Below are 14385 nucleotides of genomic sequence, written 5' to 3' on the forward strand. Positions count from 1 at the left end.
TCAGCGGAGGTGGGCCGTCTCGTTGACTGAGCGGACCGCTATGTTGCCGTCGGGCCAGATGTCCATGGTGGAGACGCCGGCTGCGTCCAGGAAGAGGCGGTGGAGGAAGGCGTCTGAAGCGGCCAGGGCGTCTCTGAGGATGAGTTTGATCGGGGTCACGTGGGAGACCAGGACGACCACGCCGCTGGGGTAGGAGTCCAGGACTGCCTGCAAGGCTCCCCGCACCCTCTTGGCCACCGCCTGGAAGGACTCGCCGCCCGGCGGGGCCACGCTCGTCTTCTCCAGCCAGGCCGCCATCTCGGTGGGCCAGCGCTCGTTCACCTCGGCGAAGGTCAAGCCCTCCCAGTCGCCGAAGTCGCACTCGATCAGATCGGGGATCACCGTCACCGGCACGCCGCCCACCTCGGCCGAGATGAGCTCCGCTGTCCGCACGCAGCGGCCCAGGGGTGAGCTGACGATGGCCGTGACGTCCCGCGAGATGCCGGCCACCCGGCCGCCCGCGGCCATGGCCTGTGCCTCGCCCTCGTCGGAGAGGGGGACGTCGCCCCGGCCCGAATAGCGGCCCTGCTTGGTCAGCGCCGTCTCGCCGTGGCGGACCAGGATGAGACGGGTCGCGTTGTCCAGTGACGGGGGCGCCCAGGAGCGTGGGGCCGGGGTTTCCCCAGCGACCAGATCCTCGGTCACGACCTCGCGGACCGGCTTACCCGCCGCCTCGTCCATGGCCCGGTTGGCCAGGGCGTCGGCCGCCTTGTTGCGCTCACGGGGGATCCACTCGAAGGTGACCCGCTCGAACTCGCTCACCAGGGCCGCCGCCGCGGCGGCCAGGGGGCGCAGGCCCGCGTTTTTGATCTGCCAGCGGCCGGACATCTGCTCGACCACCAGTTTCGAGTCCATGCGGACGTCGACCTCGGTGGCGTTCAGTTCGCGGGCCGCCTTCAGGCCCTCGATCAGGCCGGTGTATTCGGCCACGTTGTTCGTGGTCACGCCCAGCGCGCCGTACCGCTCGACCAGCACCTCGCCCGTCGGGTGGGCGCGGACCACCGAGCCGTAGCCGGCCGGGCCGGGGTTGCCCCGGGAACCGCCGTCGGCCTCGATCGCGACGCGCAGGCTCACAGGCCGGACTCCTTGGTGCGGACCATGATGCGGCGGCACTCCTCGCAGCGTACGACCTCGTCCGGCGCCGCCGCCTTGACCCGGGCCAGGTCGGCGCCGTACAGCTCGATGCGGCAGCCGCCGCAGCGGCCCGACTGGAACAGGGCCGCGCCGAGACCCGAGTCGAGGCGGATCTTGTCGTAGAGGGTGACCAGCTCGGCCGGCAGGTCGGCGGCCAGCGGGGCCCGCGACGACTGCTTGAACTCCTGCTCCTTGGTGATGTCGGCCAGGGTCTCGTCGCGCCGGGCCTCCGCCTCGGAGCGGCGGGCCAGGGCGGCCTCGAGGCGCTGTTTGACCGAGGCCAGCGCCGACTCGGCCGTCTCCTTCTGCTCCATCAGCTCGAGCTCGGCGTCCTCCAGCTCGGACTGGCGCCGGTTGAGGGTGGCCAGCTCGTGTTGGAGGCCCTCGATCTCCTTGAGGGCGCCGCCGGCGTCGAGCCTCTTCTGGTCGCGGTCCTTGCGGATGCGTACCTGCTCGATGTCTTTCTCGAAACGGCTGATGTCACGATCGAGGTCGTCGACCGCGACCTGGGCGCGGACCCGCTCGTCCTCCAGCGCGGAGAGCTCCCGCGACACCGTGTCGATCTCGGCGAGCTCGGGCAGCGTCTTGCGCCGGTGGGCGAGCTGGGCCAGGGCGGTGTCGACGGCCTGCAGGTCGAGCAGGCGGCGCTGGGCTTCCGGGGAGGCCTTCACGGCAGGGGCTCCTTCTTTCGAAAAAGGGTCCAGGGGTCGGTGTCCAGGTCGGACACGACGACGTCGAAGCCGAACTCGCCGCGCAGCCACGCCGCGACGTCGTCGAGCCAGGGACGTTCCGTCGCCCAGTGGGCGACGTCGATCAGCGCCGGGCCTTCGCCGGCGACGTGTTCGCTCGCCGGGTGGTGACGAAGATCAGCGCAAAGGTACGCGTCCACGCCGGCCCGTGCGGCGTCGGCCAGGAAGGTGTCACCCGCGCCACCGCAGACGGCCAGGGTGCGTACCACCAAGGACGGGTCCCCGGCCGACCGGACTCCGGCGGCGGTCGCCGGAAGCCGCGAGGCGACAAATCCCGTTAATTCCGACAGATCCATCGGCGGATCCAGAACGCCGATGCGACCGAGTCCCCGGCCGTCATCGGAAGACGGAATCAACGGGCGCAGGTCGCGGAGACCCAACCGCGCCGCGAGCGCGTCCGAAACGCCCGGATTGGCCACGTCGGCGTTCGTGTGCGCGACGTAGAGGGCCACGTCCGACCGGATCAGCCGGTGGATGACGCGGCCCTTGTACGTGTCCGGCGCGATCGACGACACCGGCTTGAGCAGCAGCGGATGGTGGGCGACGATCAGGTCGGCGCCCACGGAGATCGCCTCCTCGGCGGTCTCGGGCACGCAGTCGACGACGCACAGGACCCGCCGCACGGGGTGGTCGAAGTCGCCCAGCACCATGCCGACCCGGTCCCACGACTCCGCCCACTCGCGGGGATAACGCCGGTCGAGGGCGTCGATCACGTCCCGGACGGTGGGCACGCTGGCATTGTCGGTCACGGCCGACAACTCTATCGGGCTTCGGGTGCTAACCCACCGCACCCGGCTCGACCGAGCGGCTGCTCATCGACACCGGGTTGCTGACCGCCTGCAGCGCCCGCCGCCACGGGAACTGCCCACGGTAACGATCGGTCTGGCCGGGCCCGCCGAGCCGGCACACGTCCTCGCCGTACAGCACGTGCACTCCCCAGTCACGGAGTTTCGCCAGGCTCTCGTGCAGGGAGGGATGAAGGGCCATGACCTTATTGGTGTACGGGACGACGGCCGTCGGCACGCCGTAGCCGTAGCCCTCGACGAGCAGGCCGAGGACGAGGGTGTCAGTGATGCCGACGGCCCACTTGTTGACGGTGTTGACCGTCGCGGGCGCGACGATCATCGCGTCCGCGGCGGGCAGCACGTCCGGGTCGCCGGGGCTCTTGTAGTGAGTGCGTACGGGGTGGCCGGTCTGAGCCTGGAGCGCTTCCACGTCGACGAACTTGCGGCCGTCGGGCGTGGTGATCACGCAGACCTCCCAGCCTTCCTGCTGGGCCAGGGTGACCAGAATGCCGACGTCACGCGCCATGGGAGAACCACAGACCAGGACGTACAGCACGCCGGGTGCGGGGTTGCCGATCGTCACCTGCGGACCGCCCTCATACGCCGACTCCCATCTGCTCGGCCAGCTCCGCGATCGGAGCCGGTGGCGTGCCCCGCGTCCGGCGGAGCACGTCGGAAAGGACCTCGTGGGCGAGCGGACGGCAACGGATCTCCGACGGGGCGAGCCGGTCGCCCTCGAGGAGCATCTCGCTGGCCTTGTCGATGTTGCCGATCTGCGTGTAGCCGCGCGCGATGTCCAGGAAGTGGTGCGCCCGCCGCTCCGGCAGCATGGCGTTGAAGCCGACGATGTCGAGCTTCTCGTGCGCCTCCACCGCGGTGCGGCCGTCGCCCAGCTCGACCGCCGTGGCGCAGCGGTGCAGCTGCACGTTGGTCGGGCCGAAGCTCGTCCAGTAGTGGTTGAAGTCGCCGCCCAGCTCCTTCGACGCCTGGTCGGCGCCGCAGAGCAGGTCGCGCACGGTCGCGCTGTCGCCGATCCGCGCGGCCGCCATCGCCCCGTTGAGCAGCAACATCCCGTACACCGAAAGCCTCTCGCCCTGGCCTTGGGGTCGATCGAAGCTCGGCGCGAGCCGGTTCGCGATGTTGACGTTGACCTCGAGCGCCGGGCGGACCCGGCCGAGCGCCAGCAGCGCGCTGCCCACACGGTAGGACGCCAGCCCGGCCAGGAGCTGATCGCCGGCCCGCTGGGACACCGCGATCGAACGGTCGGCGGCCAGCCAGGAGAGCTCATGCTCGCCCACCTTGCGCAACGCCGACGAGGCGATCTGGTAGACCTGCCCGAGCAGGTGGGCGGCGTCCTTGGCCTCCGTGCCGGTGGCGTAGGCGCTGTCCGCGGCCTGGGCGTCGCGCAGCAGCTTGGGCAGCATCCTCGCCAGGACGCCGTACTTCGCGTGCTGATAGGTCAGCCAGGCGTGGCTCACCGCCTTGCGCATCTCGACCAGCGGCGGCGAGTGTGGCACCGCCTGGAAGAACGCGCTCATCTGGTCGTAGCGCTCCAGGGCGGCGCGGATCTCCTCCACCTCGACCTGGTCGATGCAGTTCTGGGTCTCCGGGCGCCGTTCCACGTCCTTGCCCAGCAGCAGCTGGACGTCCACCTGCAGGACGTCGGCGATCTCGTAGACGACGGAGAACTTGTCGAGCCGGCGGACGCCTCGTTCCACCTTGTCGACCCAGCTCTTGGACTTGCCCAACCGGTCAGCGAAGACCTGTTGGGACATCTTGCGCCGGCCGCGCCAATAGGCGACGCGGCGGCCGATCGGCAGCTCGTCCACGGTGCCTCCCCCGGCTCACCCGGCGACCCCCGCCGGCGAGCCCTTGTGTCATCTGCAGTGTGGACCACCCACGTGCGCTCACGTCGCACAGCGTGTGTGATCGCCTGCTCACCGATGCTCGTAGTTTTCGTTGCAACTTGCAAAGGGTGGATCTGCCGGAAACAACGATGCGTGTCGCGCTTGGATACGGCACACGGAGCTGATATGGCACCGGCCCACCCAGATCGGGGGTTATCGAGCCATGCAGTGGACCATCAGTCGGCCGTTCGTACCACCGGCATTGCTCGATCTCGTCGATCGGGGACGTCTAAGGCGGGCCGCTTCGCGGTACGCCGAGCACGGCTGGGCGGTGACACCCGGCGCCCGCCTCGTCGGGCACCGGTTCACCTGTGGACGCCCCGGATGCCCGATCATGGCCTGCCATCCCGCGCTGGAGTCGTGGGAGGACAGCGCGAGCGCCGACCCCGCACAGGTGCAGTCGTGGTGGCGGCATCGGCCGTACAGCGTGCTGCTGGCGACCGGGCGGCTTTTCGACGTGCTGGAGGTGCCGGCGGCGCTCGGGCTGCGGGTGCTGGGCACGGCCCGGCTGCACACCGGTGTGCTGGGAGTTCAGCGGGCCGACGCCCGCGGCCCGGTCGCGGTGACGGCGGCCGGGCGGTGGATGTTCCTCGTGCGGGCCGGTGTGCCGCTGCGGCCCGAACTGGACCATCGGCTGGACGTGGTGCGGCACGGGGCCGGCTCGTGGGTGCCGGCCGCGCCGACCCGGATGATCGAGGGCCCGGTGCGCTGGGCCGTGCCCCCGGAGCAGGCACAGTGGTGGCTGCCCGACGCCGAGGTCGTGCAGAGCCTGCTGGTGGACGCGCTCGGCACGCTCCCGGAGCGGCACGTCACGGTCCCCAGACAACTGTCGACCACCCGTCGCAGCACATAGACATGATGGCTAACCACCCTAGTCCCGTGACGAGGGCGGGAGAAGTCACTCGTGGGGGTGCTTTCTCGATTTGGCACGAACGTGGATCCGGGCACCCTGCCGGTCGAAGATCGTCAGGAACTCGACGGCCTGCCCGTCGGCGCTGCCGAACCAGTGCGGCACCCGGGTGTCGAACTCGGCCGCCTCACCCGGCGGGAGCACCAGGTCGTGCTCGCCGAGGATCAGGCGCAGGCGTCCGCTGAGGATGTACAGCCACTCGTACCCCTCGTGGGTCTTGGGCTCCGGCTCCTGCCGGGCCCCGGCCGGGATGAGGTGCTTGAACGCCTGCGGGCCGCCCGGCTGCCGCGACAGCGGGACGATCGTCTGGCCGAACGCGCTGATCGGCCGCGCGTAGACGCGAGGGTCGCCGGTGGGCGGGGCGCCGACCAGCTCGTCCAGGGGCACTCGGTAGGCCCGGGCCAGCGGCAGCAGCAGTTCGAGGGTGGCCTTGCGCTGACCCGACTCGAGGCGGGACAGGGTGCTGACCGAGATGCCGGTGGTCTCGGAGAGCGCGGTGAGCGTGGTCCCGGCCTTCTTGCGCAGCTGCCGCAGCCGGGGGCCGACCTCCCTCAGGACGTCGTCGTTGTTTGCCGTCATGGCAAATATGTTTCCGCATTTCGGCACGGCCGGGCCACCATCGGCGCATGACCTACGACGTGATTGTTATCGGGGGCGGACCGGCCGGCCTGAGCGGCGCGGTGGCCTTGGGACGGGCGTTGCGCTCGGTGCTGGTGATCGACTCGGGCGAGCCGCGGAACGCGCCGGCCGACGGCATCCACAACTTCCTCACCCGCGACGGGATGACCCCGGCGGAATTCCACGCGGCGGGCCGCGCCGAGGTGCTCAGGTACGGCGGCGAGGTGATCGACGGGTCGGTGGTCTCGGCGCGGCCCGGCTTCGAGGTTCTCGTCTCGGGCGGCGCGACCTTCCGGGCGAAACGGCTGCTGGTCACCACGGGACTGGCGGACCGGCTGCCGGACATTCCGGGCCTGGCCGAGCGCTGGGGCTCGATGGTGCTGCACTGCCCCTACTGCCACGGCTACGAAGTGCGGGGCAAGGCCATCGGCGTGTTCGGCGACGCGGAGAAGGTACGCCTGTGGCAGCAGTGGAGCAGCGACGTCATTCCGCTGGCGGTGGACGACGTGGCCGCGGTGGAGGACGGGGGCGTACGGCTGAAGGACGGCAGTTTCGTGGTCCGCGATTACCTGGTCGTGACCACCCGGATGGAGGCGCGAGCGGGATTCTTGGACGACATCGGGCTGAAGCCGGTGGAGCACCCGATGGGCATCGGCACCTACCTCCCGGCGATCGACCCGTCCGGGCGCACCGAGGTCCCCGGAGTCTGGGTGGCGGGCAACGTGGCCGACCCCATGGCTCAGGTGATCACCTCGGCCGCGGCCGGGCTGACCGCGGGCGCGATGATCAATTTCGACCTGCTTCCAGCTCTCGATACGCCGTGATCACGGCGTCCGTGCGGTCGGCCAGCTCCGAGTGATTGACCGTGGCGGCCGGGGCGAGGCCGGCCAGCGCCAGCTCGGCGTGCCGGGCCGTCTCACCGATGTGCCGCTCGCGCAGCAGCGACTCCTGGGCCAGCGCGGTCCGGTCGAGGCTGCGCAGGATCCGGTTGACCTCCCGGCCGGCCTCGCGCCACAGCCGCTCGGCCTGGTCACGCTGCTCGGACAAGGCGGACAGGGCCGGGCTGCCCTCGGGGACGTCCCGGCCGGGCACGGCCGCGAGCCCGGACCGCAGGCGGCGGAGCTCCTGGCGGCGTACGAGAAGGGTCGCCAGGTCGTCGAGGGCGCTGGTCAGCGAGTGGTCGGCGGCCTCGTCGACCATGCCCGGGAGGGCCGGCCAGGCGCGGCGCACACGGCGCGCGACCCGGACGGCGCGCTGCAGGACGGCCCGCTCCTCGGCGGCCAGCAGCACCCGGGCCTGCGGGTCGCGGGGCAGCTCGAAGTCGGTCTCGGCGGCGGCGCGGGCCTGACGGCGCCAGACGGCGGCGACGGTCACGACGGAGGCGACGGCCGGCAGCCACCACGGCGCGCCGGCCGCGGCGGCCAGGGCGGTCAGGAAGGCCAGCGGCAGGCTCAGGCGGCAGGCGAAGGCGGTGCGCTCCTCGCGGGTCGCGCCGCTCGGCGCCACCGGCAGCATCTCGGTCACCGATCCGGCGCGGTGGCGGCTGACCCGGCCCGTGCGGACCTTGATCGGGCGGGCGCTGACGACGATCTTGGTGGCGTCGATGCCGACGTACAGCTCGCGGTCCATCGACGCTCCTTCGCTCGTGTTCTCCGGGCGGGCCCGATCGCCAGGGGGAAACCGGTCGGGGCCCGCCCGCCGGTGGGTTCTCCCCGCCGGCACCCTCAGCAATCGGTGGCGGGGGGCGCGGCATGAGAAGGCGCCCGGGTGCGAGTCGGTTACTCCCACACGCGGAAAATGAAGCGCTGGTCCCAGTGCCGGCGCTCGTCGGCGATCTCGATCGCCTCGAAGACGGCCAGGTAGGACCGGAAGACGGTGACGCCCAGGGCCAGGCGGATGGCGTCGGCGTGGATCCAGGTCAGCTCGAGCGGGCGCGGATCGCCGGCGGCGAGGCAGTCACGCAGGGCGGCCAGATCACGCTTGTAGAAGGGCCCGTATCCGAACGCCCCGGCCAGGCGCGCCTGCAGGTCCGCCTCGTCGAGGACGAACCTGCCGTCGATGACGACCTTCACGGCCCTTGAAACGAATCACGGCGGCGGGCCGGAGCGGGGCGGCCGGGCATGTCCCCCGATGGTGATCGATGTAGCCTCGCCGGGTGGATGCGGTCGATCTGGTGCTGCGCAAGTTCGACGGGCGACCGCACCGGCAGGTGACCGCGCGGCTGCTCGGCGAGGACGAGTTCGGCACGTGGCTGTCCACGCCGCGGGGCACCGTCGTCACCTATCACTACGGCCGCCGCCCGACCGGCGTGACCAGGGTCGACGCCGTCCGGCTGATCCCGGCCGAGGGCTGGTGGATGGCGATGTTCCTGGCCGCGCCGGACAGGCGCGAGCTCTACTGCGACATCATCACGCCGGCCCGCTGGACCGGACCGGCCGAGATCACCGTGATCGACCTCGACATCGACCTGGTCCGCTACCGCCAGGGCAAGCGGGTCGAGGTGGAGGACGAGGACGAGTTCGAGCAGCACCGCCGCGAGATGGGCTATCCGCCCGAGATCGTGGCCGGGGCGCTGGCCGGCGCGGCGTCGCTGCACGAGGCCCTGGAGCTCGACCGGGAGCCGTTCGCCGCGCACTATCGCAAATGGCTTGGGGCGCCTACCTAGAGTGGTCGGCATGCAGCGGATCACGACGCACGACGAGCTTCGCGACATCATCGGAACGCCGATCCCCCGGGTGGCGGCCAAGGTGCGGCCGGCGCTGCACGACCTCGACCGCGACTGGCTCGCGGCGTCACCGTTCTGCCTGGTGGCCACATCGGACGACGACGGCAACATGGACGTCTCCCCCAAGGGCGATCCGCCCGGTTTCGCGGTCGTGCTCGGCCCGACGACGATCGCGATCCCCGAGCGGAGCGGCAACCGGCGCGCCGACGGCTTCCACAACATCATCGACAACCCGCACGTCGGCCTCATCTTCATGATCCCCGGCCGGGGCGACACCTTGAGGATCAACGGGCAGGCTTCCCTCGTACGCGACGACGACCTCTTCGACCGCATGACGGTGCACGGGCATCGGCCGGAGCTGGCCCTGCTCGTCGAGATCGAAGAGGTCTTCTACCACTGCTCCAAGGCGTTCCTGCGCTCCGCGCTGTGGGAGCCGGCCTCGTGGTCGCCGTCGGTCGCGCCGTCCCGCCCGGTGATCGCCAAGACGATCGAGCAGCCGCAGGCGTCGATGGAGGCCCTGGAGGAGTACTACGGATCTTCGTACGCGGCGAAGCTCTACCAATGACGTCCATCAACGCGGCCATCGCACAGGAGAGGCGCCGGACGGCCGACCTGCTCGAGTCGCTGACGCCCTCGCAGCTGGCGGTGCGCAGCCTCTGCGGCGACTGGACCGTCCGCGAGGTGGCGGCCCACCTGCTGGCGGCGGTGGAGGCACCGCGCGGCGCGACACTGTCGGCGATGATGCGCTCGGGTTTCCGGCTCCACCGGGCCAACGCGCTGCTGGCCCAGTCACTGGGCCGGCTACCGGTCGAGGAGATCGCCGACGGCCTGCGCCGCAACGCCGACAACGACTTCAAGCCACCCGTGGTCGGCTATCCCGGCCAGCTCACCGACCTGCTGGTGCACGGACAGGACATCCGGCGGCCGCTGGGCCTGCCCCACCGGCTGCCGCTCGACTCGCTGCGGATCGCCCTGGACTTCCTGACCACAGGCCGCCCGGTCGGCTTCACAAAGAAGGCGTGGCTGGCCGGCCTGAGCTTCGCCTCGTCCGACCTGGACTGGAGCTTCGGATCGGGCCCCCTGGTGACCGCGCCGGCCGAGGCGCTGATGATGGCGATGACCGGCCGCCGGGCCGTCGTGGGAGAGCTGGAGGGTCCGGGGGTACGGCTCCTGGCGTCCCGCCTGGAGTGATCACCCGAAACTGTCAGGGGGTGGGTCTACCTTCCGCCCCATGAATGACACCGCGTTCCGAGCCGCCCCGATCATCCTCGACCGCCGCCTCACCCTGGGCGACACCGAATACCAGGTCACGTCGTTCCCGGCCGAGAACGACCGCTTCGACCTGTGCATAGTCAGCAGCGACACCGACGGCAACGTGGTGAGCGAGGTCAGCGCCGGCATAGCCCCCGCCGACCTGCCCGGCCTGACCGACGTGCTCACGTCCACGTTGGCCGGCCTGCTGGCCATGACACAGCCGTCCGCACCGGCCCGCGACGCCCCACCCCCCGACCGCCGCCACCCGAACCAGGGCGCCCGCTGGACCCCGGACGACGACGACCGCCTGCTGACCCGCTACCGCGAGGGCGCCCGCCCCCGAGACTTGATGAAAGAATTCGGCCGCAGCAACGGAGGCATCCGAGCCCGCCTGGAATACCTGGGCGAGCTGGCCCCAGGCGCCCGCTGGCACTCCCCCACCACGCCGCCCACGCCATCCAGCGACTCCACCACCATCCCGACCACCCAAGCCGGCGCCCCCGCTCCCGCAGCAAGCACGCCACCCAGCAGCCCCACCATGAGCACAGAAAGCGGCGTCTCCACCCCAGCGGCGAGCGCGCCACCCAGCCACACCACCGCGGGCCCACACGCCGACGATCCCACCTCTGTCGCAAGCGCGCCGCCGAGCCGCACCACCCCCATCTCAACCGCGCCGGGCGCTGACGCGTCCACCGGGGAGGCCGCCATGTGACGGGGCCGCGGGCCGGGCGCGCCGTTGCGCCCGGCCCTCCCCTTCGCGGCAGCCGGTGTCGAACGCGACGGCCGTGCCGAGAGCGGCAGCCGGTCGACCTAGGCGGCCGGGGTCCTTAACCGGGGGCGGCCAGCGCTGCCAGCCATTCCACCGCCCACCTTCACCCCGCCGCCGCGAGCCGTCACACGCTCGCGTCGGCCGGGAGCCACCGCGGGGACGCGGCGGGCAGCCCCGCCCGCCGCTCTACCGGCCACTCCGCCCTCGGCCCCGAGCCGTCGAACTCGTGGCCATCGGGCCGGAGGTGGTGTCGTGGGCCCGGGCGGGCGTCACGGGGAGGGTGGGATGCCCTTCAGGCTCTGGCGGGGGCCGGCCAGGCAGGCGTCTATGCGTTCGAGCTGGCCCTTGGTGAACATGAACATGGCGGCGTCGTCCACGTAGTCCATGTAGTTCATGAACATGTCGCCGTTGGGGCCGTTGCCGCAGGTGATGCGGGGGAACTTGGGGCGGCCCACGTTCTGGTCGGACTGGTTGGGGGTGTCGGCCACCAGGTCGGTGCCGCCGCAGCCGGTGCCGTCGTCGCCGCCGATGTGGAACAGGTTGAGCCAATGGCCGATCTCGTGGGTGGCGGTGCGGCCCAGCTCGAACGGCGCCCTGGCCGTGCCGGTCTTGCCGAAACCGGTGTGGGTGATCACGACGCCGTCGGTCTCGGCCGGGCCGCCCGGGAACTGGGCGTATCCGAGCAGGCCGGCGCTCAGCTGGCAGACCCACATGTTGAGGTACCGGTCGCTCGGCCAGGCGTCGGTGCCGCCGGTCGCGGCGAACTTCACCGTGTCGTTGCCGCCGAACGAGGTGCGGGTCGTCTGCCGCCGCGTCACGCCGTCGGTCGGGTTGCCCTGCGGGTCCACCGTGGCCAGGCGGAACTCGATCTTCAGGTCGGCGACCAGGCCCTGCCAGATCGGGGGCACATCTTTCACGTCCGGGTTCAGCGCCCGGTAGTCCTCGTTGAGGACGGCGATCTGGCTGTCGATCTGCTCCCTGGAGACGTTCTGCTCCTCGGTGTTGTAGACGACGTGCACCACGACCGGGATGTTCACGACCTCGGTGCGGTCGTCGCGTTTCTCCCCGCTCGCGTAGGCGAAGGCCAGGTTTTCGATGTCGGTGCGGGCCACGCGGTAACTGATGCTCTCGTTCAGCAGCCGTCGGTGGACGTCCTCGGTAGCGCAGCGGCGTCGTGCGGGAGCTTCGATGATCTCGTCGGAGTCCACGGAACTCATCTCCTGTCGGTCACTTGCGGATCTTCAGCACCTGCCCGTCGTGCGCCGTGATGTGCAGCAGGCGCGTCCCCGCGCCGGCGCGCACCCGAACCGCGTCCGCCTGCTCCGCCTCCCAGCTCCCCCGGCTCGGCGCCGACCGGTCGGCCGGCCCCGGGCCGTACTCGATGTAGCCGCCGCCGGGCCGGAACTCGAGGCTCTCCCGTGGGGCCCGCCGCGGCGGGAACGGGAAATCCGCGGGCCGGTAGACGGCCTCGTCGTCGGTATCCTCCTCGAAGGAGTGGTACCAGCGCTGAAAAAGATCCGGAGAAAGATCAGACATGTGACCGCCCGCACTAGGGGTGGTTGGTGCGAACGCCAGACTGGCAGCTCGCGGTAGTTCCAAGACCCTTACGGTCCGTGATCCGACAAGCCGTCACCGACGGGTGAGCTGGGCGTCCAGCACCCGCAGCAGATCCCAGATCTCCGACCCGCTCACGCCGATGCCGTGATCGTGGCTCTCGGTGTCGGCCGCCGCCGCCCGGTGGGCCAGCGAGTCGGCCACGAGCTGACACTCGGCCCCCGACAACTCGACGGTGGCCACCCGATCGTCCGGCAGGGGCCGCAGGTCATCCCCGTACACGCTCTCCCGAACCGCGTGCGCCGCACTGCGATCGACGAGAAGGTCCCCTTCGACGCTCTCGTAGTCGTCCAGCACCTTCTCAACAAGAAGCCACCTTCGGACCGGCAGAATCACCGAATACCGCCGCTCCCCTTCAAGCCCAAGCCCATGCCGAGCGTGCACAAATCCCCCAATTCCGACCGCAACTGACCAGCACGCCATCCGCGCGCAAGATCGGCACCAAAGGGGAGGAAAACCGGGGATCCAGGCCCCGAACGGAACGTGAGGTTCCGCGGGCGCAACCCACCTCGCCGTCCGCCCAGCCACAGCCGGAGGGAACGGGGGGACGCAGGCCTGCGCCCAGCCCCACCATCCACCCAGCCGCAGCCGAACGGAACGCGGGACTCGGCCCTACACCCGGCCCAGCCCCACCCTCCACTCAGCCGCAGCCGAACGGAACGTGGGGTCTCCGGGGCTCGGCCCCGGAGCAGATATGACGGGTCGGGGTGGTCCGCGCGTTCCGCGGACAGGGGGATCCCCCGACTCGTGGGCGCGGTAGGTTTCGAACCTACGACCCCTCGCTTGTAAGGCGAGTGCTCTCCCACTGAGCTACGCGCCCGGTGTGCACCGGAGCCGCCATCGTACCTGGGCCGGAATCAGCGATCGAGTGCGGCCAGCCATGCTTTCACGTCGCGGGACTCGCCTGGGCCGATCATCTCGGAGAACTGGATGACGCCGGACGGGTCGATGAGGAACGTGCCGCGGTTGGCCATGCCGCCCTCGTCGTTGAAGACCTGGTAGGAGCGGGCCACCTCGCCGTGCGGCCAGAAGTCGGCCAGGAGGGGGAAGTCGAAGCGCTCCTGGACGGCCCAGACCTTGTGGCTGTAGACCGAGTCGACGCTGACGGCCAGGACCTGGACCGTCTCGTTCTGGAAGGCGTCCAGGTTGTCCCGGACGGCGGTCAGCTCGCCCCGGCAGGTGCCGGTGAAGGTGAAGGGGTAGAACACCAGCAGGACCGCCTTGCGACCGCGGAAGTCACGCAGGCGTACCACCTGATTGTTCTGGTCCTTCAGGGTGAAGTCGGGCGCCTCGGCGCCGACGGGAAGTGGCATGTGCACAACCCTAGCTGGACCGGCGTCCTGGGGACGCCGGTCGGCTCGGGAAGGGGCAGTGAGCTACTTCTTCTTCGCACCCCTGGGTGAGACCAGGCGAGCCCCGGTCCAGTCCTTGCCGGCGTTGACCGTCGAGGTCTGCTGCAGGCCCGCCGTGGGGGCGGACTCGCTGACCTCGCTCGGCTCGACATGGCCGTCACGGCCGGCTTTGGGGGTCAGCAGCCACACCACGCCGTTGTCGGCGAGTGGGCCCAGGGCGTCGGTAAGCAGTTCGAAGAGGTCTCCGTCGCCGTCGCGGTACCACAACAGCACCGCATCGACGACCTCGTCGGTGTCCTCGTCGACCAAATCGCCGACGCGTTCGGTCAGGGCGTCACGGAGGTCCTCGTCGACATCGTCGTCGTAGCCCATCTCCATGACCACCATGTTCGGCTCGAAGCCGAACCGGTCCGCCAGGCTGCGTACGCCGTCGGCCTGACCAGCGGTCGCGCTCACTGTCTAAGTCCTCCTAGCCAAGAAATCGGTGCGTGAACTTGGGGGTAGTCCACACACTTGCGCGCCCGGGCGC

General features: G+C 70.8%; 19 protein-coding genes and 1 tRNA gene. 6 read left to right on the forward strand and 14 right to left on the reverse strand.

What is annotated here, in order from left to right; translation table 11 throughout:
* The 5 genes from CRP55_RS12880 to CRP55_RS12900 all read right to left on the reverse strand — a co-directional run bounded on the left by CRP55_RS12880 (position 1) and on the right by CRP55_RS12900 (position 4536).
* Positions 1-1113 (reverse strand): bifunctional RNase H/acid phosphatase, encoded by a 1113-nt coding sequence (locus CRP55_RS12880; RefSeq protein WP_097320092.1) that lies wholly within the window; start codon positions 1111-1113, stop codon positions 1-3.
* Entirely contained in the window at positions 1110-1844 is a 735-nt protein-coding gene (locus tag CRP55_RS12885) for a zinc ribbon domain-containing protein (RefSeq protein ID WP_097320093.1), read from the reverse strand. Before CRP55_RS12885 ends, CRP55_RS12880 begins: the two co-directional genes overlap by 4 nt.
* The gene (locus CRP55_RS12890) at positions 1841-2671 is read right to left on the reverse strand and encodes a Nif3-like dinuclear metal center hexameric protein (RefSeq protein ID WP_245922955.1); all 831 of its coding nucleotides are present in this window, start codon (positions 2669-2671) and stop codon (positions 1841-1843) included. Before CRP55_RS12890 ends, CRP55_RS12885 begins: the two co-directional genes overlap by 4 nt.
* 28 nt (positions 2672-2699) lie before the next feature.
* A complete protein-coding gene (locus tag CRP55_RS12895; RefSeq protein ID WP_245922982.1) occupies positions 2700-3233 on the reverse strand; it encodes a flavoprotein in 534 nt (177 codons plus the stop codon).
* A 70-nt stretch (positions 3234-3303) separates the two neighbouring features.
* Positions 3304-4536 carry a helix-turn-helix domain-containing protein gene (locus tag CRP55_RS12900; RefSeq protein WP_097320096.1) on the reverse strand — a complete coding sequence of 411 codons (1233 nt, stop codon included), beginning with the start codon at positions 4534-4536 and terminating at the stop codon, positions 3304-3306.
* A 241-nt stretch (positions 4537-4777) separates the two neighbouring features.
* On the opposite strand from CRP55_RS12900, the gene CRP55_RS12905 reads away from it, so the two are divergent.
* The gene (locus tag CRP55_RS12905; protein ID WP_097320097.1) at positions 4778-5467 is read left to right on the forward strand and encodes a bifunctional DNA primase/polymerase; all 690 of its coding nucleotides are present in this window, start codon (positions 4778-4780) and stop codon (positions 5465-5467) included.
* Positions 5468-5512: 45 nt separating this feature from the next.
* Here the strand turns inward: CRP55_RS12905 and CRP55_RS12910 are convergent, their stop codons facing one another.
* Positions 5513-6103 carry a helix-turn-helix domain-containing protein gene (locus CRP55_RS12910; RefSeq protein ID WP_097320098.1) on the reverse strand — a complete coding sequence of 197 codons (591 nt, stop codon included), beginning with the start codon at positions 6101-6103 and terminating at the stop codon, positions 5513-5515.
* A gap of 47 nt (positions 6104-6150) precedes the next feature.
* On the opposite strand from CRP55_RS12910, the gene CRP55_RS12915 reads away from it, so the two are divergent.
* Entirely contained in the window at positions 6151-6966 is an 816-nt protein-coding gene (locus CRP55_RS12915; protein WP_097320099.1) for an NAD(P)/FAD-dependent oxidoreductase, read from the forward strand.
* On the opposite strand, the gene CRP55_RS12920 is transcribed toward CRP55_RS12915, so the two are convergent.
* Both CRP55_RS12920 and CRP55_RS12925 read right to left on the reverse strand, forming a co-directional pair.
* Positions 6929-7771, reverse strand: a complete 843-nt coding sequence (locus CRP55_RS12920) for a hypothetical protein (protein ID WP_097320100.1) — start codon at positions 7769-7771, stop codon at positions 6929-6931. The two genes, CRP55_RS12915 and CRP55_RS12920, sit on opposite strands and share 38 nt — an antisense overlap.
* A gap of 149 nt (positions 7772-7920) precedes the next feature.
* Positions 7921-8214 carry a barstar family protein gene (locus tag CRP55_RS12925; RefSeq protein ID WP_097320101.1) on the reverse strand — a complete coding sequence of 98 codons (294 nt, stop codon included), beginning with the start codon at positions 8212-8214 and terminating at the stop codon, positions 7921-7923.
* 83 nt (positions 8215-8297) lie between these two features.
* On the opposite strand from CRP55_RS12925, the gene CRP55_RS12930 reads away from it, so the two are divergent.
* The 4 genes from CRP55_RS12930 to CRP55_RS52075 are packed head-to-tail and all read left to right on the forward strand — an operon-like array spanning position 8298 to position 10833.
* Positions 8298-8807: a DUF402 domain-containing protein gene (locus CRP55_RS12930; protein ID WP_097320102.1), complete on the forward strand. Its 510-nt coding sequence runs from the start codon at positions 8298-8300 to the stop codon at positions 8805-8807.
* Positions 8808-8817: 10 nt separating this feature from the next.
* Positions 8818-9432 (forward strand): pyridoxamine 5'-phosphate oxidase family protein, encoded by a 615-nt coding sequence (locus tag CRP55_RS12935; RefSeq protein WP_097320347.1) that lies wholly within the window; start codon positions 8818-8820, stop codon positions 9430-9432.
* Complete coding sequence (locus CRP55_RS12940; RefSeq protein ID WP_097320103.1) at positions 9429-10058, forward strand: maleylpyruvate isomerase family mycothiol-dependent enzyme; 630 nt, start codon at positions 9429-9431, stop codon at positions 10056-10058. Before CRP55_RS12935 ends, CRP55_RS12940 begins: the two co-directional genes overlap by 4 nt.
* Positions 10059-10098: 40 nt before the next feature.
* Positions 10099-10833, forward strand: coding sequence for a hypothetical protein (locus CRP55_RS52075; protein ID WP_143234582.1), 735 nt, complete (start codon positions 10099-10101; stop codon positions 10831-10833).
* Positions 10834-11159: 326 nt separating this feature from the next.
* On the opposite strand, the gene CRP55_RS12950 is transcribed toward CRP55_RS52075, so the two are convergent.
* The 6 genes from CRP55_RS12950 to CRP55_RS12975 all read right to left on the reverse strand — a co-directional run bounded on the left by CRP55_RS12950 (position 11160) and on the right by CRP55_RS12975 (position 14312).
* The gene (locus CRP55_RS12950) at positions 11160-12098 is read right to left on the reverse strand and encodes a zinc metalloprotease (protein WP_245922956.1); all 939 of its coding nucleotides are present in this window, start codon (positions 12096-12098) and stop codon (positions 11160-11162) included.
* Positions 12099-12117: 19 nt separating this feature from the next.
* Positions 12118-12426, reverse strand: coding sequence for a hypothetical protein (locus CRP55_RS12955; RefSeq protein ID WP_097320105.1), 309 nt, complete (start codon positions 12424-12426; stop codon positions 12118-12120).
* 93 nt (positions 12427-12519) lie between these two features.
* Positions 12520-12801 (reverse strand): hypothetical protein, encoded by a 282-nt coding sequence (locus tag CRP55_RS12960; protein WP_097320106.1) that lies wholly within the window; start codon positions 12799-12801, stop codon positions 12520-12522.
* Positions 12802-13252: 451 nt separating this feature from the next.
* A tRNA-Val gene (locus CRP55_RS12965) sits at positions 13253-13324 on the reverse strand.
* Between the two features lie 37 nt (positions 13325-13361).
* The gene (locus CRP55_RS12970; protein WP_097320107.1) at positions 13362-13817 is read right to left on the reverse strand and encodes a peroxiredoxin; all 456 of its coding nucleotides are present in this window, start codon (positions 13815-13817) and stop codon (positions 13362-13364) included.
* 63 nt (positions 13818-13880) lie between these two features.
* Entirely contained in the window at positions 13881-14312 is a 432-nt protein-coding gene (locus CRP55_RS12975; protein WP_097320108.1) for a DUF3052 domain-containing protein, read from the reverse strand.
* Positions 14313-14385: the final 73 nt, after the last annotated feature.

This window comes from Paractinoplanes atraurantiacus (assembly GCF_900215205.1).
GTDB classification, from domain to species: Bacteria; Actinomycetota; Actinomycetes; order Mycobacteriales; family Micromonosporaceae; genus Actinoplanes; species Actinoplanes atraurantiacus.

What these genes read in the sequence shown, in the direction of transcription:
- CRP55_RS12895 (WP_245922982.1), bottom strand. Translation starts at nt 3,233, where the DNA reads ATGGCGCGTGACGTCGGCATTCTGGTCACCCTGGCCCAGCAGGAAGGC.
- CRP55_RS12905 (WP_097320097.1), top strand. Translation starts at nt 4,778, where the DNA reads ATGCAGTGGACCATCAGTCGGCCGTTCGTACCACCGGCATTGCTCGAT.
- CRP55_RS12910 (WP_097320098.1), bottom strand. Translation starts at nt 6,103, where the DNA reads ATGACGGCAAACAACGACGACGTCCTGAGGGAGGTCGGCCCCCGGCTG.
- CRP55_RS12915 (WP_097320099.1), top strand. Translation starts at nt 6,151, where the DNA reads ATGACCTACGACGTGATTGTTATCGGGGGCGGACCGGCCGGCCTGAGC.
- CRP55_RS12920 (WP_097320100.1), bottom strand. Translation starts at nt 7,771, where the DNA reads ATGGACCGCGAGCTGTACGTCGGCATCGACGCCACCAAGATCGTCGTC.
- CRP55_RS12935 (WP_097320347.1), top strand. Translation starts at nt 8,818, where the DNA reads ATGCAGCGGATCACGACGCACGACGAGCTTCGCGACATCATCGGAACG.
- CRP55_RS12940 (WP_097320103.1), top strand. Translation starts at nt 9,429, where the DNA reads ATGACGTCCATCAACGCGGCCATCGCACAGGAGAGGCGCCGGACGGCC.
- CRP55_RS52075 (WP_143234582.1), top strand. Translation starts at nt 10,099, where the DNA reads ATGAATGACACCGCGTTCCGAGCCGCCCCGATCATCCTCGACCGCCGC.
- CRP55_RS12955 (WP_097320105.1), bottom strand. Translation starts at nt 12,426, where the DNA reads ATGTCTGATCTTTCTCCGGATCTTTTTCAGCGCTGGTACCACTCCTTC.
- CRP55_RS12970 (WP_097320107.1), bottom strand. Translation starts at nt 13,817, where the DNA reads ATGCCACTTCCCGTCGGCGCCGAGGCGCCCGACTTCACCCTGAAGGAC.